Origin of the sequence: Nocardia transvalensis NBRC 15921 (genome assembly GCF_000308875.1) — a bacterium.
Classification (GTDB): Bacteria; Actinomycetota; Actinomycetes; order Mycobacteriales; family Mycobacteriaceae; genus Nocardia; species Nocardia transvalensis.
The window spans coordinates 112441-132556 of record NZ_BAGL01000050.1 but is presented as its reverse complement, the minus strand read 5'-3'; the positions used below and the strand labels follow the sequence as shown (position 1 = coordinate 132556).

Sequence of the window (20116 nt, the reverse complement as noted above, 5' to 3'; positions counted from 1 at the left end):
TTCCCACGGATTTCCCCGCCAACCTCCCCTACCTGGCCGATGTGCTCACCGCGCACCGGCGGCAGTTCCTGGGCGAGGCCGCCATGCCGGATACCGCCGAGGGCATGGCGGCCGCCGAGGATCCCGCGGTGGTCGCACTCTACGACCGCATCGACCGGCTGCCGCCCACCCTGCAGATGTTCATGGCCGGATGCCCGCCCGAACCGGAGGCCGCCCGCCATCGCCTGGCCTGCCGGGATCTGGTGATCCGCACCGTTCTCACGCTGTCGGCGGGCGTCCGGCGCACCCTGCACTATCCGATCGCCTCGGAGCGGCAACTGCATCGCGACAGCCGGATCGTGCCGGCCCTGCTGTTCGACAAACTGAAGCTGATGGACCGCGACGGGGACGCCATCGGTCACCGCTACCCCGCCGCGGACACCTTCGAGTTGATGGCGCGCCACCTCGACGGGATCGAGCATCTCGAACCGATCCCCGTCGCCGGCCGTCCCACGGTGTATGCCTTCGACATTCGCCGGACCGGCCGCACCCCGCTGCTGATCGCCTGGGAACGGCGAGACGACGCGCCACCGGCCGAGATCACATGCCCCTGGCCGCACCCGGCCGGCCGTGCCGTCGACATTCACGGCGCAGCCGTGCCGGTCGCAGCGGACCGGGGGCGACTGCGGCTCCCGGTCTCGTCGACACCGATCTTCGTCGAGGCCGAGGGCCCGGTCATTTCCTGAACAGGGTTCGACCCGGTCCCATATCGAACATATGGTCGAAAGTTCCGCGCTGGTATGCGAACATATGTTCGTGTCGGAGGATGGTGGCGGCGTCGAGCGAGGCGCGCAGGGGCGGCGCGGTACGCGGACGCGGATCGTGGCGCGGGCTGAGGCGTCGATCCTGCATGCCGATCTCGACTCGTTCTACGCCGCCGTGGAGCAGCGGGATGCGCCGTGGTTGCGGGGCAAGCCGGTGATCGTCGGGGGCGGGGTGGTGCTGGCGGCCAGTTACGAGGCGAAGGCGCTCGGGGTGCGGACGCCGATGAACGCCGGGCAGGCGCTGCGGCTGTGCCCGCACGCGATCGTGGTGCCCCCGCGCATGTCCGCCTACGCGCAGGCCAGCAAGGCGGTGTTCGCGATCTTCCGCGACACCACGCCCGAGGTGGAGGGCATTTCCATCGACGAGGCGTTTCTCGACGTGGGCGGGCTGCGGCGGCTCGCGGGCGACCCGGTGACGATCGCCCGCAAACTCCGCGCCGACGTCGAAACGCATGTGGGACTGCCGATCTCGGTGGGGGTGGCACGGACCAAATTCCTCGCCAAGGTGGCCAGCGCGGTCGCCAAACCCGACGGGCTGCTGGAGGTGCCGCCGGGCGGGGAACTCGATTTCCTGCACCCCCTGCCGGTCGAAAGGCTCTGGGGCGTGGGCGATGTCACCGCCGCCACCCTCCGCGACCACGGCATCACCCGCATCGGCCAGCTCGCCGAACTCGGCGAGCGCACACTCGCCGCGATCCTCGGTCCCGCGGCGGGCCGCCACCTGTACGCCCTGTCGTGGGCGCGCGATCCCCGCCGCGTCGAGACCGGGCGGCGACGCCGGTCCATCGGCGCCCAGCGCGCTCTCGGCCGCCGGCATCGCACCCCCGCGGAGATCGAAGCCTACCTGCACGGCCTCGCCGACCGCCTGGGGCACCGGCTGCGCGCCGCCGACCGATCGTGCCGAACCGTGGTGCTGCGCTTACGATTCGACGATTTCAGCCGCGCCACCCGCTCCCACACCCTGCCCGGCGCGACCGACGAGGGCGCGCTCATCGTCCGCACCGCGCGCACGCTGCTGTCGGCCGCCATGCCGATGATCCACGAGCGCGGCCTCACCCTCATCGGCCTGTCGCTGACCAACCTCGAGGACGCCGACCCCCGCCAGCTCACCCTGCCCTTCGACGCGCGGCCGGCCGCCGCGCTCGACACCGCCCTGGATCACCTGCGCGACCGCTTCGGCGCCGGGACCGTCACCCGCGCGGCCCTGCTCGGCCGCGGCGAAGGATTGTCCGTTCCGCTGCTGCCCGATTGACACCCGCCTCCGGCCTCGTCAGCCCTCGGCGGTGCGTTCGCCCGCCGGTAGCAGACCTGCCGCGGCCAGATCGTCGAACAGCAGCTGATCCACCGGCGGCACGAGCGCGCGGTCGGCGTAGCCGAACCACGCGATCTCCTCGATCTCGCTGCTGGGTTCGATCGTGCCGGCGTACTCGGCCGTATAGCAGGCCATCCGCACCACCGCCGCCGCGCCGGGTAGTTCGGCCTCGTAGGTGCCCACATGCGCGACCGTCTCCGGGATCAGGGCGACGGTCAGCTCCTCGTCGATCTCGCGCAGCAGCGTCTGCAGGTCGGTCTCCGCGCCCTCGCGTTTGCCGCCGGGGATGAAGAAGACGTCCTTACCGCGCGGCCGGGCGCACAGGATCCGCCCGTCCTCGATCAGAACCCAGGCCACCGTATCGATGAGCCGCCCGCTCGCTCCGGTCCGCATGGGGGCAGGCTACCGGTTTGCCGGGCGGTCTTCCGGCCACGGGGTAGAGGACGAAAGTCCCTGGGCCAACCGGGCCGCCGCGCGGCATTGTTGACGAGCGGGCCGCCCGACCCCATCCCCCTGGGGGCGGCCCGCACCGAGCGAAGTCCCGGCCCTCACCTCACCTCGCAGGTCCTGTGCTAGACAGAAATGCGATCGTTTCGAGGCTGTGGAGGCGCCGGTGCCGGACAGGGACACCCGTTCGCCGGTCGGCGAACTCATCGCCCGGCGGCACGCCGAGCGCAGCACGCCCGGGGACCGGGCCGACGACGCCCGCCTGGCGCTGGTGATCGAGGGCGGTTCGGCACGCGGTGCGTACTCGCACGGCATGGTGACCGCCCTCGAGGATCTCGGGCTGCTGCCGTGCTTCGACGCCGTGTACGGGTCGTCGGCCGGCGCGCTGAACGGCGCCTGGCTGCTGTGCGGGCGGGCGAACCGGGCGCGGCGGGCCTGGCACGCGGACGTCATCCGGCGGGTCATCTCCCCCGCCCGCGCGCTACGCGGCGGGCACGTGGTCGACACCCGGTTCCTGGTGCACGCGGTGTACGAACGCATCGTGCCGATGGACTTCCCGGCCATCCTCGCCAGCCCCGTCACCTTCCACCCGATCGGCACCGACATCGCCGACGGATCCGCCGTCGACCTGCGCCCCCACATCACCGACGTGGCGTCCCTGCAGGGCGCGCTGCGCGCCAGCACCTGCATGCCGATCCTGGCCGGGCGGCCGATCGCGCTCGGCGGCCACCGCTACGTCGACGCGGGCCTGTCGGAGTCGATCCCGATCCACACCGCCCTCGCCCAGGGCGCCACCCACGCCCTGGTCCTGCGCACCCGCCGCCTCGACGAAACCCCCAGCACCCCTTCGGAATTCGAACGCCGCGTCGTCACCCGCTTCCTCGCCCGCCACGCCCCCGGCGTCGTCGAGGCCTGGCTGTCGCGCGCCGACCAGCACACCCGCGACGAACACGTCATGACCACCCACCCCGCCGTCCTCCAGATCCGCCCACCCACCGGCTCCCCCACCATCACCCGCACAGCCCGCGACGAACCCCTCCTCCTCCGCGCCCTGGACCTCGGCCGCACCACCACCACCGAAACCCTCACCCCCTACCTCACCTCGTCCCCCCACCCCTGATCGCTCAGCCGTTGAGCCGCCCGAATTCGATCACCGCGGCGAACGGGCTCTCGAGCAGCAGCGCACCCTCGTGCGTCTCGGCCAGGCGGTACACGCGGCTCGCCCACTCCAGCCGGAACTCCTGGATCATCTTCACGTACAACTCGCTGTCCAGATGCACGATGAGATAGACAGGGATGCCCTCGTAGGCGTACTCGGCCAGCTTGTCGACGGTATCGGTGTAACCGGAGCCCGGCGAGATCACCTCGACGACCATCAGGGCGTCGGTGGTCGTCAGCTTCGCTCCCCGCTCGACGCACCGATACACCGTCACATCCGGCCTGCGGAACGAGAACGCGCCGTCCCGATTGCGCCGCCGGGTGAAATGGACGTCGACATCCGTCGATACGCGAGTGCACGGTTCATCCGGCTTCGCCGACTCCAGATGATTCGCCAGCCGCCGGGCCACGTCGCTGTGCTCGGCAGATCCTTTCCGGTGGCGAATGACGTTGCCATCGATGACTTCGATCAGCATCCGCGGTCGCCGCGGAAGGCGGTCGTACTCGTCCTCGGTGATCTCCAATGCCCCGGGATCGTCCGCCCACAGCGGCAGGTCGGTCACTGGCCGCCTCCTTCCCCGGAGAACGGTGGTCGCCGACATCGCCTGGTACGCATTTTGTCCCGTCAGGAGGTGCTCAGGCGGAGGCCGGGGGTGGCCGTGGCGCGGGAGATCGCCGCCAGTTCGGATTCGAGGGTGGTGGGTGGGGGGTTGCCGTCGAACATGGTGACGGTGAGGGTGTCTGGGGTGGTGTCCCAGGTGCCGGTGATGCGGCCGGCGGTGAGGACGAGGGGGGAGATCCAGCCTGCGGTGCGGCTTATCTTCGGGCGGTGTGCGGGTGGGAGGAGGGCGGGGTCGTTGGTGCCGGGGCCGAGGATGTACTGGTCGAACGGGCCTAGGAGGTGGACGGAGGCGTCCGGGGTGGTGGCGGCCAGGTCGTCGGCGTCCTCGGTGCGCAGCCAGGCGCGGCGGCCCTCGACGTCGACCTCGGTCAAGGAGGCGCCGAGGGCGGTGAACCACCGCCGCACAGTGGATTTGGGGAGGGCGCCGCGCAGCAGCCAGGCGCTGAAGGCGTCCTGGGTGGCGGGGCCGTAGGCGCCGAGGTACGTCGAGACGACGTGCGGGGCCGCGGACTCGGGATCGGGTAGCGGGCCCCAGCCGGGGACCAGACGGGCGGGGCTGGTGAAGGTGACGTTCGTGCCCCGGGCGGGCCCGTGGCACAGCACGCCCTGCCATGCCAGCGGCTTGAGCAGCGCGCCCCAGCCCGACCGCAGTTGCTCCCCCAGGGCGCGGAATCGCGTATCGGCCAGCAGCGCCTCGACCAGTTCGGCGCGGGTGAGCACGGCGCCGTCCAAGATCTCGCCGATCGCCTCGGCCAGCGCGGCCACCTCCGCGGGCGAGGCGCCGAAGTTTCGCTGCCAGCTCGGCTTCTCCCAGGTGCGGGCCGACGCCAGCAACGGCAGCACCGACCGCGCGAACTCCGGGGTGACCGCGTGCAGCGTGCCCCGCATCGCCCACGTCTTCACCAGCGCGCCGGAGGCCAGCGCGCGCGCCACACCGCCCGGCTCGGCCGTCGAATGGCGCAGCGCCGCAGCGGTTTCCGCCGCCGAGGTCACCTGCGCCTGGAGACCGCCCAGCCGGTCGGCGACCGCCACCGCGTCACCCGTGCCGCGCGGCCGCACGAACTGCCGCCGCAGCCGCCACGCGAACACCTGATCCCACGTGACCCGCACCCGTACCTCCCGCACCGTCGCCGCGCCCGCGCGCGGCGTGTGCCCACTGTAGAGGCCGGGGCCGACAGGAATCGGGTCAGTCGACGCGCTCGACGTCCACCCGCCGCGCACCGGCCGGCGACTCGCCGAGCCCGACCCGCACGGTGAGGATGCCGCGCCCGTAGGTCGCCGAGACCTCGTCCTCGCGGGCGCCCTCGGGCAGCGCGACGGTCCGCGCGAAGGAGCCGTACCCGAATTCGGAGTAGCCGCGGTCCTCGCGCCGCACCGACCGCTCCGCGGTGATCGTCAGATGGCCGCGCTGGACGGTCACCTCCAGATCGCGCGCGGGGTCGATATCGGGGATCTCCACCCGCAGCACGTAGTGGCCATCCTCGATGAAATCCTCCATCCGCAGCTGATGCGGTGTGACGAAGGGCACGAATCCGCGCGGCGGCGCGAACGCGGTGGTGAATACGTCGTTCATATCGCCGGGCAGGGCGGCCCCGAGATCGGGGAACAGTGAGCCGGGCAGCCGGTGAACGGGGAGCATGGTCATCGGTATCTCTCCTGAGCGTGAGACGAGGACGACAACGCTGTCGGGGCCGGAATGCCGCCGAGGCCGCGCATCGAGCGGCACAACCGCCATGCTACGCGGGAGAATTCCGGGGCCCAGCCTGTTTCATGTGGTTGCTAGCCTGTCGCTGTGACCACCACTCCGAGCGTTACCCCCACACCCTTCTGGGACCTGGAAACTCGGCTGTCCGCGGTGCTGTCGACGCTGGCGGGCTTCGTCGGCGCCGCCGCCTACACACATTCTGCCGGTTACTTCGTGACTTTCATGACCGGAAACACCGAACGCGCCATTCTCGGCAATTTCCTCGGCGACTACACCCTCGCCGGCGGCGCGCTGGCGCTGATCGTTTGCTTCGTCGTCGGGGTGATCGTCGCCTCGGTCTGCCGGCGGCACTGGTGGCGCAACCATCCCCACGGCGCCACCGTCCTGGCCACGATCGCCCTCGCCCTGGCCGCCGTCGTCGACCGCGTCCTCACCCACCACGACCAGGACCTCGGCCTGGCGCCCATCCTGTTCGTCGCCTTCGGCATGGGCGCGCTCAACACCTCGTTCGTGAAGAACGGCGAGGTGTCCATCCCGCTCACCTACGTCACCGGCACCCTGGTCAAACTGGCACAGGGCATCGAACGCCACCTCGCCGGCGGCAGCGTGCGCGACTGGGCCGGCTACGCCGTGCTCTACGTCTCCTTCGCCCTCGGCGGCGTCATCGGCGGCCTGATCAGCCTCGTCGTCGACGGCCGCGACATGCTCTACACCGCCGTCGTCGGCAGCGCGATCGTCGCCGCCTACACCTGGTTCGCCGACCCCCGCTGGGTCCACGACCACCCCGACGTCCCGGCGCCCGCCGACGACGAGCACCGGCACTGACGCTACGGCCGCCGCGTGGGCCGCTTGTCCATCAACCGCAGGATCAGCGGCGTGAAGATCAACTGCATCGCCAGATCCATCTTCCCGCCCGGCACCACGATGCAGTTGGGCCGCGACATGAACGAATCGTGCAGCATCGACAGCAGATACGGAAAGTCGATCACCTTCGGATCGGCGAACCGGATCACCACGAAACTCTCGTCCGCCGTCGGAATCGAGCGTGCGATGAAAGGATTGGAGGTGTCCACCGTCGGCACCCGCTGGAAATTCACGTACGTCCGGGAGAACTGCGGGCAGATGAATTTAACGTAGTCGGGCATGCGCCGCAGAATCGTATCGATGACCGCCTCGCTGGAATACCCGCGTTCGGTCTTGTCCCGGATCACCTTCTGAATCCACTCCAGATTGATGATCGGCACCACACCCACCAGCAGATCGGTGTACCGGGCGACGTCCACGGCCTCGTGCACCGCCGCACCGTGCAGCCCCTCGTAGAACAGCAGATCGCTGCCCGGCGTCAGCTCCTCCCACGGGGTGAAGGTGCCCGGATCCTGCCCGAAGGGTTTGGCCTCGGCGGCATCGTGCAGATACCGCCGCACCAGACCCACCCCGGTCTCGCCGTAATCGCGGAACAGCGTCTCGAGTTCTTCGAGCAGATTCGCCTCCGGCCCGAAATGCGAGAAATGCCGGTCGCTGTTCTGTTCCGCCGCCGCCATCGCCAGCTTCATCTCGTTGCGGTCGAAACGATGGAACGAATCACCCTCCACGATGGCCGCCGTGATGCCCTCGCGGCGGAATATCTCCTGAAAGGTCTTGGTGACACTGGTGGTACCGGCACCGGAGGACCCGGTGATGGCGACCACGGGATGCCGCAGCGACATGACACCTCCACAGTTCAATGCGGCGCCGGGCGGAACAGCGACCGCGTGCCGAACAGCGACGCGTCGAACCTCGGCCCGGCCTCCGGCTCACGGTGATAGCCCACGATCCGCTCGACCTCGGTGCGCGAACCGAAGATGATCGGCACCCGCTGATGCAGCGCCCGCGGCCGCACCTCGAGCACCCGCTCCGCGCCCGTCGTCGCCGCGCCGCCCGCCTGCTCGACGATCAACGCGATCGGATTGGCCCCGTACAGCAGCGACACCCGGCCCGGCCGCTCCGGATCGCGAGTGTCGTACGGGTACAGGTAGATTCCGCCGCGCGTGAGGATGTGGAACGTGTCGGCGACCAGCGACGCCACCCACCGCATGTTGAAGTCCCGGCCGCGCGGCCCGTCCACGCCCTCGAGGCATTCGTGGACGTAGCGGCGCACCGGCCGCTCCCAGAACCGCTCGTTGGCGGCGTTGATCGCGAACCCCGACGTATCGTCCGGGATGCGCATGCGCGGATGGGTCAGCACGAACGCGCCGATCTCCTGGTCCAGGGTGAACCCGTCCACGCCGCTGCCGGTGGTCAGCACCAGCATCGTGGCCGGTCCGTACAGGGTGAACCCCGCGCACACCTGCCGCACCCCGGGCTGCAGGAAATCCGCGGCCGCGGGATCCCGCCCGTCCTCGGGCGCGCGCAGCACGCTGAAGATCGTCCCGACGGGCAGATTCACATCGATGTTGGAGGACCCGTCGAGCGCGTCGAACGCCAGCAGATACTTGCCGCGCCGGAATTCGCTGGGCACCGGATGGAAGTCGGCCATCTGCTCCGACAGCAGCGCCACCAGCGGCCCGGTCCACTGCGACTCCGACACCATGACGTCGTTGGCGATGGCGTCGAGCCTGCGGTGCACCGTCGGCGGGAGGTTATCGGCGGCCTGAGCCCCGAGCGAGCCGACGATGCGGCCCCGCGTCACCCGGTTGGCGATGATCTTCGTCGCGGTGGCGAGCACGTTCAGCAACGCCGAGAACTCGCCCGAGGACCCGGGATGGCGGTGCTCCTGCTCGATCGTGTACCGGGTGAGGGTCTTCAGTCCTTCGGGCACGGCGCCTCCTCGTCCACGCGCGGGGCGTCACGCCCGAAGACGCTGCTGCCGTACACATCCGGCGCGGTGATCGTCATCAGATCCGCGCGGCCCAGCGGCCGGTGCCGTTCGACCAGGCGCTTGGCCTGCCGCAGCCGGCAGCGGTCCAGGGCGTTGCGGACACTGCGCCCGTTGGCGAATCGCGGCCGCGCCATCCGCCGTTCGAGGTACTCGGCGAACGCCGTGCGGCCCGCGGCGTCGAAACGGAAGTTCAGGCCCGCGGTCATCAGCTCCGCGATCGCCATCAGCTCCTCGTGGGTGTAGTCGGGGAACGCGATGTGGTGGGCCACCCGCGACGACAGCCCCGGATTGGCGGAGAAGAACGTCTCCATCCGGTCGGGATAGCCGGCGAAGATCACCACCAGGCTGGTGCGCTCGGTCTCCATCTCCTGCAGCAGGATCTCGATGACCTCCTGCCCGTAGTCGCGCTCGTTCTCCGGGCGGAACAGGTAGTACGCCTCATCGATGAACAGCACTCCCCCCGCCGCCTTGGCGAGCGCCTCCTTGGTCTTGGGCGCGGTGTGCCCGATGAACTGACCCACCAGATCGTCACGAGTCACGGTGTGCACCTTGGGTTTCCGGATATAGCCGAGGGTGTGCAGCAGCTCCGCCATCCGCAGCGCCACCGTCGTCTTCCCGGTACCCGGGCCGCCGGTGAAACTCATGTGCATCGTCGGCGGCGCGGATTCCAGGCCGAACCGCTCCCGGGCGCGCTCCACCAGCAGCAGCGCCGCGATCTCGCGCACCCGGCCCTTCACCGACGCCAGCCCGACCAGTTCCGCGTCCAGCCGCGCCAGGGTCGCGTCGACCAGCTCACCGGCCAGATCCGCCGAGAGATCCAGCAGCGCGTCGTCGGCCAGCGGCTCCGGCGCGTCGAGTGGCGGGCCGGAACCGTTCGACCCGCCACCCGCGCCCCCGGCGGCGCCGTTGCCGCCGGGGCGATGCATCCGGAACCCGCCCGGTCCCCGGCCGTCGGGCGCCTGCTCGCGTTCGGTGCCCACCGGCGCCCCCTCAGCCGCCGTAGCGCCGGCCGACCGGCTGCTCGGTCGCGTACGGCCGCCAGCCGTACTGCTGGCGGCGATCGTCGGATTCGGTGCGGGTCAGCAGATATCCCGGCTCGTGGTCGGGGCGCTGCACCAGGAAACTCAGCGCCGTGGTCTGGCGGCCGAAGCTCGCGTCGTAGGCGTTCACGCGAATGTAGTGCTGCGGGAACGTATTCCGGCACGCCGTCAGCTCCGCGAGGATGCCGTCGGGCTCGTCCAGGTCGAACAGCGGCAGCCCCCACATCTCCCAGTACACGTGACGCGGATGCGGGTCGTCGGTGTACTCGATGGACACCGGCCAGTTGTTGAGCAGCGCGTAGCGGACCTGTGCGCCGATCTCGGCGTCGGTCAGCTCGGGCAGGTGGGAGAACGTCCCCTGGCGCAGATACATGGCGAAACCTCGGGCTCTCAGCGGCTGGCGGTCGGGACGGCGTCGGGGGCGTCGGTGGAGGTGTACTCGAAGGTCACATCACCCCACGTCGAGAGGGCGGACTCCAGCGGGCGGCACAGCTCCGCCGCCCGGCGCAGCACGTCCGGTCCCTCCTTCAGCAGATCGCGGCCCTCGTTGCGGGCCTTCACCACCGCCTCCAGAGCGACCCGGTTGGCCTCGGCGCCCGCCGCGATCCCCATCGGATGCCCGATGGTGCCGCCGCCGAACTGCAGGATCACATCGTCGCCGAACAGGTCCAGCAGCTGATGCATCTGGCCGGCGTGGATACCGCCCGACGCCACCGGCATCACCCCGGGCAGGCTGGCCCAGTCCTGGTCGAAGAAGATGCCGTTGCGCGGATTCTCGGGAATGTGCCCGTCGCGCAACGTGTCGTAGAAACCCCGCACCGTGTGCGGGTCGCCCTCCAGCTTCCCGACCACCGTGCCCGCGTGCACGTGGTCCACGCCGATCAGCCGGCACCACTTGGCCAGCACCCGGAAACTGACCCCGTGGGTCTTCTGCCGCGTGAACGTCGAATGCCCCGCCCGGTGCAGATGCAGCAGCACGCCGTTGCGGCGCGCCCACTTCGACATCGACTGCATCGCGGTGTACCCGACCGTCAGATCCATCATGACGATGACGCTGCCGAGCGATTTCGCGAACTCCGCGCGCTCGTACATGTCCTCCATCGTCGCGGCCGTGACATTGAGATAATGGCCCTTCAACTCACCGGTTTCCGCGATCGCCCGGTTCACGCCCTCCATGGCGAACAAGTAGCGATCGCGCCACCGCATGAACGGCTGCGAGTTGATGTTCTCGTCGTCCTTGGTGAAATCGAGACCACCCCTGCAGGCCTCGTACACCACGCGCCCGTAGTTGCGCGCCGACAACCCGAGTTTCGGTTTCACCGTCGCGCCCAGCAACGGCCGCCCGTACTTGTTGAGATACTCCCGCTCGATCACCGTGCCGTGCGGCGGCCCCTGGAAAGTCTTGACATACGCCACCGGAATGCGCATGTCCTCCAGCCGCAACGCTTTCAGCGGTTTGAATCCGAACACGTTACCGATCACCGAGGACGTCAGATTCGTGATCGACCCCTCCTCGAACAGATCGATATCGTAGGCGACGTAGGCGAAGTACTCGCCCTCCCGGCCCGGTACCGGGACCACCCGGTAGCACTTGCCGCGGTACTTGTCGTTCGCCGTGAGGCGGTCGGTCCACACGACAGTCCATGTCGCGGTTGAGGATTCGCCCGCCACGGCCGCCGACGCCTCGATCGGGTCGACCCCCGGCTGCGGCGTCACCCGGAACACCGCGAGCACATCGGTATCGCTCGGCTCGTAGTCCGCGTCGTAGTAGCCCATCGAGGCGTAGGACTGAACACCCGGATCCCAGCGATCGCGTGTGGATTCGTCGGCCATGGTTCCTCCTGTGTCCAGCGGCACCGTGCAGATCCAGCATGAACGGGCCACCGCGGCCGAACAATTCGATTGTTTCTCGTCTCGGTCAATCGTTTGGTTGAGTTTGCTACCGTCTGACGATGGGAACGGTGAGTGCGGTCCGGATGGAAACATTTCTCGCCGTCGCTCGTCACAACAGCATCCGGCGCGCCGCTGCCCAACTCCACATCACCGAGGCCGCCGCCTCCGCCGCGGTCGCGCACATCGAAAAACAGCTCGGCGCGAAATTGATCGCCAAATCCGGGCGCGGTATCGCACTGACCGAGGCCGGTCGCGTGTACGCCGAATACTGCCGCAGCATCCTGGGTTTGATGCACGAGGCGCAGGCCGCGGTGCGCCGGGCGGAGACCGGGCGCCTGCGCATCGGCGTGGTGGCCACGGCGGGTGAGTACGTGCTGCTGCGGCCGCTGGTGTCCTTCCGCGACCGCTATCCGGATATCGAGGTCGGGCTCTCGATCCAGCCGCGCGACGTGCTGTTCCTCGAATTACTGCACCACGAAACGGATCTCGTGATCGCCGGGCGCCCGCCCCGCGAGACCGCCCTGGTCGTCCGCGCCTGCCGGCCCAGCCGGCTGGTGGTCGTCGGCGCCCCCGGCCACTGCCCGGACCCGCTGACCGCCACCTGGCTGCTGCGCGGGCACGGGTCGGGCACCCGCGACACCACCCTGGCCCTGCTCGACCGCCTCCAGATCCGCCCGCCCACCCTCACCCTCGGCTCCCACGGCGCGGTCCTGGCCGCCGCGCGAGAAGGGCTGGGCGTCACGCTGATTCACAGCGACGCCATCGGCGGCGACCTCGACCGCCACACCCTCGAACAGCTCCCCGTCGAGGGCACCCCGCTCGACCGTCCCTGGCACGCGGTCACCAGCCGCACCCCGACACCCACCGCCCGGCTGTTCGTCGACCACCTGACCGATCCCGCGCAGGTGAACGCCGACGCGTTCCAGCGCGTACCGGTCGCCCGGTGAAAAAGGTTGCGGTCCGGCCGATTCCGTCCCGTTGCGCTGAAATCCGTCCGCCCCGCGTCCATAATCGACCGTTGAGTCCGGGATTCCGGCTCCAGGGAGGGAGACGATCACCCATGTTCGTGGGCCATGCCGGACTGCTCCAGGTCATCCGGCGTCTGGTGCGGGAACCGCTGGACACCGGCGACGACCCGGACCCCACCCCGCATCCGCCCGTCCTGGTCCTGCAGGGGGCCGGTGGATCGGGCCGCACGGCCGTCCTCGAGGAGGCGCTGCACCGGCTGGCGAAGGAGACCAGGGTCGAACTGATCCGCCCGCTGCGGGTCACCGACGTCCACCGCGAGCGCCCCGGACCGCAGCACGAGCCGAGCCCGCTGCGCCCGGTGCACGTCGCGATCACCCTCGGCCTCGGCCGCCACCTCGACGGCTACCCCCTCGCGCTGCGCCGCACCGCGATCGCGCTGCTCGCCTGCAAGACCGACCTCGCCCCGATCCCCGCGGACGAACGCCCGCAGGCCCTGCGCGCCGAACTGGCACGGCTCTGGAACACCCGGCAGCTCAACGAATTCCTCGACGAACTGCAAGGGTCGGTGACGCCGCTGGTCGCGACCGCCGCGCCGCTGCCCGGCGCGGCGATGTGGGCCGCGCTGACCGGGATCGGGGTGGTGGCGCGGGGCGTGCAGCGCAAGCGGTGGTCGCACGCGCTGGACTGGTTCGGGCACCAGGATCTGGGGCTGGCGGCCGATCCGGTGCAGGAACTGGTGCACCTGAGCATGGACGCGCGCACCCGCCACGGCGAGACCGAGCAGTCCATCGACGAATCGCTCACCCTCGCCCTGCTCGCCGATCTGCGCGAGACCGTCACCCAGGCGCGCCGGCGCCGCCCGAACCTGCTGATCCTGCTCGACGACGGCGACTCCCCCGCCGCGGTGGCCTTCACCCGCTCGCTGCTGCGGGCCCGGGAATCGCTGGCGCGGGCCGGATCCCCGACCACCGATCCGGTGGCGCTGGTGACCACCACCTGCGGGACGCTGCCGGCCGTGCTGGACGCCCTGCCCGCCCCCGCCGGCCACACCGAGGCCGAACTGGCCACCCGCGCCGGCGGGATCGACGCGCGGATCCAGCCCTGGATCACCGTGGATCTGGACCCCATGCGCGTCGAGGATGTGCAATTGCTCGTCAACGACATCGACCGGCACAGCAGGCTCGGCGTCGCCGCCGCGGTGCACGGCGTCTCGCACGGCCACGCCGCCACGACCGTCGCCCTGCTCGACGCGATCCGCCGCGCCCCCGGCCTGCTCACCACCGAAACCTTCACGCGTGACGTCGATTTCGACGCCCTGCTCGGTACCCGCACGCCGGGCGGCCGGACCACCCTGGCGCAGACGGTGCTGCGCGTGATCGCCCGCGGACTCGCCGATCCCGACCACCTCCGCCACGGCGGCAGCGGCCCGGACGAGACGCATCTGGCCGTCGCGTCGGTCGCCCGCAACCCCGACGAGGCGCGGGCGCTGGCCGACCTGCTGGCCGCGCCCGACCGCGACGCCCCGCTGTTCACCTCCCGGTACCTGTGGACGCCGCGGCGGCGGTGGACCGATATCGGGCCCGGCGGCGAGTGCATGCACCCGCTGGTCGGCTACCTCGGCCGCCGCGCGCTGGCCGCGGACGACGAGGCGTGGAACGCCGTGTGCGGCCGGCTGCTGGCGAGGGCGGTCTCCTACGACGACCGCGCCGGCCGGCTGCATTTCGAACGGCTGCTCGGCAACGACGACGCGGTGATCCGGGCCCTCGACGCGCAGCTGCGCGCCCGCGGCGCTCGCGCCTGGCTCGACCTGTTCGACGAGGTGACCTACGCCTGGGCCCCGCACCGGCCCACCCCGGACACTCCCGGCCACGACGCGGACACCACCCGCGGGCAGATCGCGGTCCTGACCGCCGTCGTGCCGCGTCTGGAACACGACCCCACCCTCGTCGACCCCGACCGCTGGCGAGATCTGCGGCGCCGCGCCGGATCCGGATTCAAATTCCTCGCCCGCCACGTCGAGGACCGCGGCCCGTTCGACGAACGAGCCGAACGCTACGGCTGGTGACGCGGCCGGTCGGCACAACTGCTCTGGAAAGGATGCTGCGCGTGGGTGAGCGGCACAGACTACTGATCTTCCCCCGTCCCGACCGGCCGCTCCCGCATCCGAAGGACTGGCTGCCACTGCTCGCGGCCGTCCTCGCCGCCGTGCTCGTCGCGGCCGTCCTGGTCGTCGTGCGCCCGTGGCAGGCCGACCCGGACTGCCACGGCGACGGCACCTGGCTGGCCGGCACCCGCTGCGTCGGGCTCAGCGAGGGCGCCTACGCCTTCGGCATCGACGATTTCGCCCCGATCATGGCCGCGATCGACCGGCAGAACGGCGAGGCCACCCGCAACTGCCCCGGCCCCGCGGTCACCGTCGGCGTCCTGCTGACCATGACCGACCCGTTCGCCGGCGGCCGCCCGCTGCACGAACTCGAGGGCATGGCCGCCGGCCAGCGCGCCGCCAACGACGTCGGCTGCGTCCACCCCGTGCGGCTGGTCGTGGGGCAACTCGGCGACTACGACGGCAACGGCGACCCGGCCGGGGTGGCGCGGCGGCTCGCCGCGCGCGGCGACGTCGTCGCGGTGGCCGGGGTCGGGCTGAGTAACCAGGCCACCGTGGACGTGGTGAATACGCTGGCGGACAAGAAGATTCCGATGGTGTCGGACGTGGTGACGGCCGAGGGCTTCGACCGGCAGGGCTCGCGCGCCGACCGCCCCGACTTCGGATCCTGCGACCGGGGAGCGACCTATTCGCAGGGAATGGGCACCGACTACTACTACCGCCTCGCGCACCGCGTCTACCCGCAGATCCAGGCGCTGCACGGCAGCGTCGGCACGCGGCCCGACTACATCATGGTCCCCACCGACCGCACCGACCCCTACACCTGCACCGCGTTGCCGCTGCTGCACCGGGAATTCGGCGACGACATCACCGGCAACGACATCGTGGACGTGAAATTCGATACGACCGACCCGGTGACCGTCGACCAGACCGCGCGGCGGGTCTGCGCGGACCCCGAGGAGGTCACCGTCGCCTACCTCGCCCGCGGCCGCGACCTCGCGCGATTCGTGGTCCGCCTCGACGAGCTGTACGCCAACGGGCAGTGCGCCGCCAAACCGGTCGACATCGTCAGCGTCTCCGACGGCGACCGGCTGCGCCACCCCGAACTCGACCCCGGACGCGAGGACCTGCGCCGCCGGGCGCTGACCTCGCCCAGTTTCATCTCCGGCCGGATCCGGCTGGTGTACAGCCTGCTGGCCGGCGCCGAACGCGGACCCGAGGACCCCAATACGATCCGGTACCGGCAGGCGTTCACCGGCGCCGGATTCGATCCGGCGCACCTGCCCGACAACTGGGCGGTCAACGGCTACGACGCGGTGCTGACCATCGCCACCGCCGTGAACCGGCTGCCCGCCGGGCAACCGGTCGAGCGCACCTCGGTCAACAGCGTGATCGGCGGATTCTCCGCCCCGGCCCAGGCGGTGCCCGGCGCCGGCGGCCCGATCATGTTCGACAACGGCGGCAACCGGTCCGGGCAGCCCCCGGCGGTGGTGCGGCTGTGCCCGATCGACGCTCGCCCGGACCAGCCCCTGCCGGTGCCCGCGACCGTGCCGTCGCGGCAGGGCCAGACCTATCCCGACTGCCCGCGCTGACCGCCGGGGGTCACCGCAGCTGCGGAATCACCTCGGCGGCAAGGCGTTCGGTCTGCTCGGGCTCGTCGAACATCGGCGTGAACAGCACCAGTCCGGCGCCGGCGTCGATCACCTCGCGCACGCCGCGGATACAGTCCGCCGGGGTGCCCGCCACCGACACCGCCGCGAAATTCGGTGTGCCGTACAGTTTTTCGAGGCTCTGGGCGATCCGGGTGCGGGCGCGGTCGGGGTTGTCGTCGACCGCGATGTAGATCCGCTTGGCGATCCGGAACCCGCCCGGGTCGCGGCCCGCCTCGTCCAGCAGCGACCGGACGGTGCGCACCTGGTCGGCGAACTTCTCGGTCGTACTCGATCCCGCGCCGAAGAACCCGTCGCCCAGGCGCACCGCGCGCCGCAGCGCGTTGGGGTGCCCGCCGCCGAACCAGACCGGCGGCGCGGGCTTCTGGAACGGCTTGGGTTCCATCTTCGCCTGCTCCAGCTGCCAGAACCGGCCGTCGAAGGTGACGGTGGGCTCGGTCCACAGCGCCCGCATCAACCGCACGCCCTCGGCGAAGCGGGACGCCACGCCCTCGCGGTCGACCCCGAACGCCGAGAACATCCGTCCCTGCCCGCCGTGGCCGACGCCCACCTCCACCCGGCCGCGGCTGACCTGATCCAGGCTGCTCAGCGCCTTCGCCAGATGCACCGGAGTGTGCAGTGTGGACACGAATACCGAACAGCCCAGGCGCAACCGCTCGGTGCAAGCGGCCGCGTAGGTCATCGTCTCCAGCGGGCTGAGCTGGGGCTGGGCGTTGATGGTGAGCACCTGTTCCTGGGTCCAGCCGCTGTGGAAGCCCAGCTGCTCGATACGGCGCAGATGGGTGCGGAAGGCGGCCGGGTCGAACTCGCCGTCCGCGAAGAACTGGGGGATCGAGATCGCGAAGTCCATGTCGGACCAACCTACGCGGCGGTGTGACACATTCCATCACCCCCACCCATTTATTTAGTTAGTGCAAGACAACTATCGTGAGGGGAAGTTCCGTCCGTCTGTCTTCGGGAAGGACACCCTTGGCTTCCGCTCAACCCACCGGCGGCGTCGACGTCGGTGACGTCCAGACCATCCGCCGCCGGCTCCGCGTCGACCACGACCACCCGCACTACAAGTGGGTGGCGCTGTCCAACACCACGCTGGGCATGTTGATGGTCACCATCAACTCCTCGATCGTGATCATCTCGCTGCCCGCGATCTTCCGCGGCATCCACCTCGACCCGCTGTCGCCCGGCAACGTCAGCTACCTGCTGTGGCTGATCATGGGCTTCCTGCTCACCTCCGCGGTGCTGGTCGTGATGTTCGGGCGCCTCGGCGACATGTTCGGCCGGGTACGCATCTACAACCTGGGCTTCGTGGTGTTCAGCCTCTCGGCGATCGCCCTGTCGTTCGACCCGTTCGACCTGGGCGGCGGCGCGATGTGGCTGATCGTGTGGCGCGTCGTCCAGGGTGTCGGCGGCGCCATGCTGATGGCCAACTCCTCGGCGATCCTCACCGACGCCTTCCCCGCCCGCCAGCGCGGCGTGGCACTGGGCATCAACCAGGTCGCGGCGGTCGCCGGCTCGTTCCTCGGCCTGCTGATCGGCGGCCTGCTCGCCGAATGGGACTGGAAGGCCGTGTTCTGGGTGAGCGTGCCGTTCGGCATCATCGGCACCGTCTGGTCCTACCGGTCGCTGCACGACAACGGCGTGCGCACCCCCGGCTCGATCGACCTGCCCGGCACGCTGACCTTCGCGCTCGGCCTGACCGCGCTGCTGACCGGCATCACCTACGGCATCCAGCCGCACGGCAGCTCCAAGACCGGCTGGACCAACCCGTGGGTCCTCGGGGCCGTCGTCGGCGGCGTCGCGCTGCTGGCGCTGTTCTGCTACATCGAGACCAAGGTCCGCCAGCCCATGTTCCGCATGTCGCTGCTGCGCAACCGCACCTTCGCGCTCGGCAACTTCGCCAGCCTGATGTCGTCGGTCGGCCGCGGCGGCCTGCAGTTCATGCTCATCATCTGGCTGCAGGGCATCTGGCTGCCGCTGCACGGCTTCGACTACGAGTCCACCCCGCTGTGGGCGGGCATCTACATGCTCCCCCTGACCGTGGGATTCCTTGCGGCAGGACCGGTTTCGGGCTGGCTGTCGGACCGCTACGGCGCCCGGCCGTTCGCCGCGGGCGGCCTGCTCGTGGTCGCGGTCACCTTCGTGCTGCTGGTGGTGATCCCGGTCGATTTCGACTACTGGGTGTTCGCGCTGATCATCCTGTTCAACGGCCTGGGCTCGGGCATGTTCGCCTCCCCCAACACCGCCGAGGTCATGTCGGCGGTGCCGGCCTCGCAGCGCGGCGTCGCCTCCGGGATGCGCGCCACCCTGATGAACGGCGGCATGGCGCTGTCGATCGGCATCTTCTTCTCGCTGATGATCGTCGGGCTCTCCGGCACCCTGCCCGGCGCCATGGACTCCGGGCTGCGCGGACAAGGCGTCTCCGCGGACGTCGCGGGCCAGGTCGCCGATATGCCACCCGTGGGCAGCCTGTTCGCCACCTTCCTGGGCTACAACCCGTTCAAGGAACTCCTCGGACCCACCGGCGCACTGGACAAGCCCGGCGTGCACGCCGACGTGCTCACCGGCCAGGAGTTCTTCCCGAACCTCATCTCCGGCCCCTTCCACTCCGGGCTCGTGGTTGTGTTCCTCGGCGCGGCGCTGATGATGTTCGTCGGCGCCATCGCGTCCTGGTTCGCCGGCGGCGGGAAACCCGCCGACGAGAACGAGGAACTGGCCGAGGCCGCCCGGGAGGGCATACTTTCTGGCACAGGGAATACTGAAACGGACAATGCCGACACGACAGCGAGCCGCGTAGGAGCGAAGACGGGATGATCCAGCAGGAGCGCACGCGCAGCGCCGAACAGCTCGCCGAGGCGGCCGACCTGTATCTGGCCCTGGGCCGGATCACCCGGCTGCTGCGCCGCTCCGGCGATCTCGGATCGCTCAGCCCCGGATCCGCCGCGGCACTCGCGACGCTGGTGCGCGTCGGCCCGATGCGGCTGGGCGATCTCGCCGCCGCCGAGCGCGTCACCGCGCCCACCATGTCCCGGATCGTCTCGGGCCTGGAAAAAGTCGGACATATCGAGCGCACCGCGGACCCGGTCGACGGGCGCGCACAGCTGCTGTCGGCGACAGAACCGGCTCGCGCGCTGGTCAACGGGCTCACCTCGGCCCGCATTCAACGCTTCGCGGCGGCACTGGACGACCTGGAACCCGGCGAGCGCGCGGTACTCGCCACCGCGATGACCAAACTCGTCGACCTGCTCGACGAGTAAGACGGGTCACAATCGCAGAGTCGTGGATCCCATTGTGGCTGCGCAACATTGCAAAATCTGATAGAACAAGATTACTTCTGCTGACAAAGATCTGGGTTGCTCACAAAGTGGTGGGCCGGAGTTCGAGCTCCCGGTAAACCCCTGTCACAGTGCGGCTTTCGGAGCTCGGCACTGTTTCCGGAGGAGAACCGTAATGATGACTGTCCGCTCGAACACCCCGACCCCTGCTTCCGGCGAGGACGACGAGGCCCCCGATGACGCTGTCGTATGGCCCGAACCCAG

Annotated in this window: 19 protein-coding genes; 9 read left to right on the top strand and 10 right to left on the bottom strand. The window is 70.2% G+C overall.

Annotation, left to right across the window (positions count from 1 at the left end; all coding sequences use genetic code 11):
• Positions 1-725: hypothetical protein (locus ON41_RS15205; RefSeq protein WP_040748257.1), on the top strand; the 725-nt coding region annotated here is incomplete at its 5' end.
• 64 nt (positions 726-789) lie between these two features.
• Positions 790-2055 (top strand): DNA polymerase IV, encoded by a 1266-nt coding sequence (gene dinB / locus ON41_RS15200; protein WP_083905372.1) that lies wholly within the window; start codon positions 790-792, stop codon positions 2053-2055.
• An 18-nt stretch (positions 2056-2073) separates the two neighbouring features.
• Here dinB and ON41_RS15195 read toward each other — a convergent pair whose 3' ends face one another.
• The gene (locus tag ON41_RS15195) at positions 2074-2508 is read right to left on the bottom strand and encodes an NUDIX hydrolase (RefSeq protein WP_040748256.1); all 435 of its coding nucleotides are present in this window, start codon (positions 2506-2508) and stop codon (positions 2074-2076) included.
• A gap of 220 nt (positions 2509-2728) precedes the next feature.
• Here ON41_RS15195 and ON41_RS15190 point away from each other — a divergent pair, with 220 nt between their 5' ends.
• Positions 2729-3682, top strand: a complete 954-nt coding sequence (locus ON41_RS15190; RefSeq protein WP_051161540.1) for a patatin-like phospholipase family protein — start codon at positions 2729-2731, stop codon at positions 3680-3682.
• A 4-nt stretch (positions 3683-3686) separates the two neighbouring features.
• On the opposite strand, the gene ON41_RS15185 is transcribed toward ON41_RS15190, so the two are convergent.
• The 3 genes from ON41_RS15185 to ON41_RS15175 form a co-directional block, all read right to left on the bottom strand.
• A complete protein-coding gene (locus tag ON41_RS15185; protein ID WP_040748255.1) occupies positions 3687-4283 on the bottom strand; it encodes a Uma2 family endonuclease in 597 nt (198 codons plus the stop codon).
• Positions 4284-4345: 62 nt separating this feature from the next.
• Positions 4346-5452, bottom strand: coding sequence for a winged helix DNA-binding domain-containing protein (locus ON41_RS15180; protein WP_040748288.1), 1107 nt, complete (start codon positions 5450-5452; stop codon positions 4346-4348).
• 76 nt (positions 5453-5528) lie between these two features.
• Complete coding sequence (locus ON41_RS15175) at positions 5529-5987, bottom strand: Hsp20/alpha crystallin family protein (RefSeq protein WP_040748254.1); 459 nt, start codon at positions 5985-5987, stop codon at positions 5529-5531.
• Between the two features lie 147 nt (positions 5988-6134).
• Here ON41_RS15175 and ON41_RS15170 point away from each other — a divergent pair, with 147 nt between their 5' ends.
• Positions 6135-6872, top strand: a complete 738-nt coding sequence (locus tag ON41_RS15170; protein ID WP_051161516.1) for a YoaK family protein — start codon at positions 6135-6137, stop codon at positions 6870-6872.
• 2 nt (positions 6873-6874) lie between these two features.
• Here the strand turns inward: ON41_RS15170 and ON41_RS15165 are convergent, their stop codons facing one another.
• Genes ON41_RS15165 through ON41_RS15145 form a run of 5 tightly spaced genes read right to left on the bottom strand, consistent with a single transcriptional unit; the run spans position 6875 to position 11777 of the window.
• Complete coding sequence (locus ON41_RS15165; protein ID WP_040748253.1) at positions 6875-7753, bottom strand: phosphoribulokinase; 879 nt, start codon at positions 7751-7753, stop codon at positions 6875-6877.
• Positions 7754-7767: 14 nt separating this feature from the next.
• Entirely contained in the window at positions 7768-8844 is a 1077-nt protein-coding gene (locus ON41_RS15160; protein ID WP_040748252.1) for a class 1 fructose-bisphosphatase, read from the bottom strand.
• The gene (locus ON41_RS15155; RefSeq protein WP_246829533.1) at positions 8829-9884 is read right to left on the bottom strand and encodes an AAA family ATPase; all 1056 of its coding nucleotides are present in this window, start codon (positions 9882-9884) and stop codon (positions 8829-8831) included. The genes ON41_RS15160 and ON41_RS15155 overlap by 16 nt, the downstream gene beginning before the upstream one ends.
• Positions 9885-9894: 10 nt before the next feature.
• On the bottom strand, positions 9895-10317 hold the full coding sequence (locus ON41_RS15150) for a ribulose bisphosphate carboxylase small subunit (protein ID WP_040748251.1): 423 nt from the start codon (positions 10315-10317) through the stop codon (positions 9895-9897).
• Positions 10318-10334: 17 nt separating this feature from the next.
• Complete coding sequence (locus ON41_RS15145; protein WP_040748285.1) at positions 10335-11777, bottom strand: form I ribulose bisphosphate carboxylase large subunit; 1443 nt, start codon at positions 11775-11777, stop codon at positions 10335-10337.
• Positions 11778-11896: 119 nt separating this feature from the next.
• Between ON41_RS15145 and ON41_RS15140 the strand changes: the two genes are divergently transcribed.
• The 3 genes from ON41_RS15140 (at position 11897) to ON41_RS15130 (ending at position 16502) form a co-directional block, all read left to right on the top strand.
• Positions 11897-12784: a LysR family transcriptional regulator gene (locus tag ON41_RS15140; protein ID WP_246461630.1), complete on the top strand. Its 888-nt coding sequence runs from the start codon at positions 11897-11899 to the stop codon at positions 12782-12784.
• Between the two features lie 113 nt (positions 12785-12897).
• Positions 12898-14871, top strand: a complete 1974-nt coding sequence (locus ON41_RS15135) for an amino acid adenylation domain-containing protein (RefSeq protein WP_040748250.1) — start codon at positions 12898-12900, stop codon at positions 14869-14871.
• A gap of 41 nt (positions 14872-14912) precedes the next feature.
• Positions 14913-16502 carry an ABC transporter substrate-binding protein gene (locus tag ON41_RS15130; protein ID WP_157185472.1) on the top strand — a complete coding sequence of 530 codons (1590 nt, stop codon included), beginning with the start codon at positions 14913-14915 and terminating at the stop codon, positions 16500-16502.
• Between the two features lie 10 nt (positions 16503-16512).
• Here ON41_RS15130 and ON41_RS15125 read toward each other — a convergent pair whose 3' ends face one another.
• Positions 16513-17430, bottom strand: coding sequence for an LLM class F420-dependent oxidoreductase (locus ON41_RS15125; protein WP_040748249.1), 918 nt, complete (start codon positions 17428-17430; stop codon positions 16513-16515).
• Between the two features lie 245 nt (positions 17431-17675).
• On the opposite strand from ON41_RS15125, the gene ON41_RS15120 reads away from it, so the two are divergent.
• On the top strand, positions 17676-19391 hold the full coding sequence (locus tag ON41_RS15120; RefSeq protein WP_083905371.1) for an MFS transporter: 1716 nt from the start codon (positions 17676-17678) through the stop codon (positions 19389-19391).
• A complete protein-coding gene (locus tag ON41_RS15115; RefSeq protein ID WP_040748248.1) occupies positions 19388-19834 on the top strand; it encodes a MarR family winged helix-turn-helix transcriptional regulator in 447 nt (148 codons plus the stop codon). Before ON41_RS15120 ends, ON41_RS15115 begins: the two co-directional genes overlap by 4 nt.
• Positions 19835-20116: the final 282 nt, after the last annotated feature.

Coding starts and splice junctions, on each gene's coding strand:
- dinB (WP_083905372.1), top strand. CDS start 790: ATGTTCGTGTCGGAGGATGGTGGCGGCGTCGAGCGAGGCGCGCAGGGG.
- ON41_RS15195 (WP_040748256.1), bottom strand. CDS start 2,508: ATGCGGACCGGAGCGAGCGGGCGGCTCATCGATACGGTGGCCTGGGTT.
- ON41_RS15175 (WP_040748254.1), bottom strand. CDS start 5,987: ATGACCATGCTCCCCGTTCACCGGCTGCCCGGCTCACTGTTCCCCGAT.
- ON41_RS15165 (WP_040748253.1), bottom strand. CDS start 7,753: ATGTCGCTGCGGCATCCCGTGGTCGCCATCACCGGGTCCTCCGGTGCC.
- ON41_RS15150 (WP_040748251.1), bottom strand. CDS start 10,317: ATGTATCTGCGCCAGGGGACGTTCTCCCACCTGCCCGAGCTGACCGAC.
- ON41_RS15145 (WP_040748285.1), bottom strand. CDS start 11,777: ATGGCCGACGAATCCACACGCGATCGCTGGGATCCGGGTGTTCAGTCC.
- ON41_RS15140 (WP_246461630.1), top strand. CDS start 11,897: ATGGGAACGGTGAGTGCGGTCCGGATGGAAACATTTCTCGCCGTCGCT.
- ON41_RS15135 (WP_040748250.1), top strand. CDS start 12,898: ATGTTCGTGGGCCATGCCGGACTGCTCCAGGTCATCCGGCGTCTGGTG.
- ON41_RS15125 (WP_040748249.1), bottom strand. CDS start 17,430: ATGGACTTCGCGATCTCGATCCCCCAGTTCTTCGCGGACGGCGAGTTC.
- ON41_RS15120 (WP_083905371.1), top strand. CDS start 17,676: ATGTTGATGGTCACCATCAACTCCTCGATCGTGATCATCTCGCTGCCC.
- ON41_RS15115 (WP_040748248.1), top strand. CDS start 19,388: ATGATCCAGCAGGAGCGCACGCGCAGCGCCGAACAGCTCGCCGAGGCG.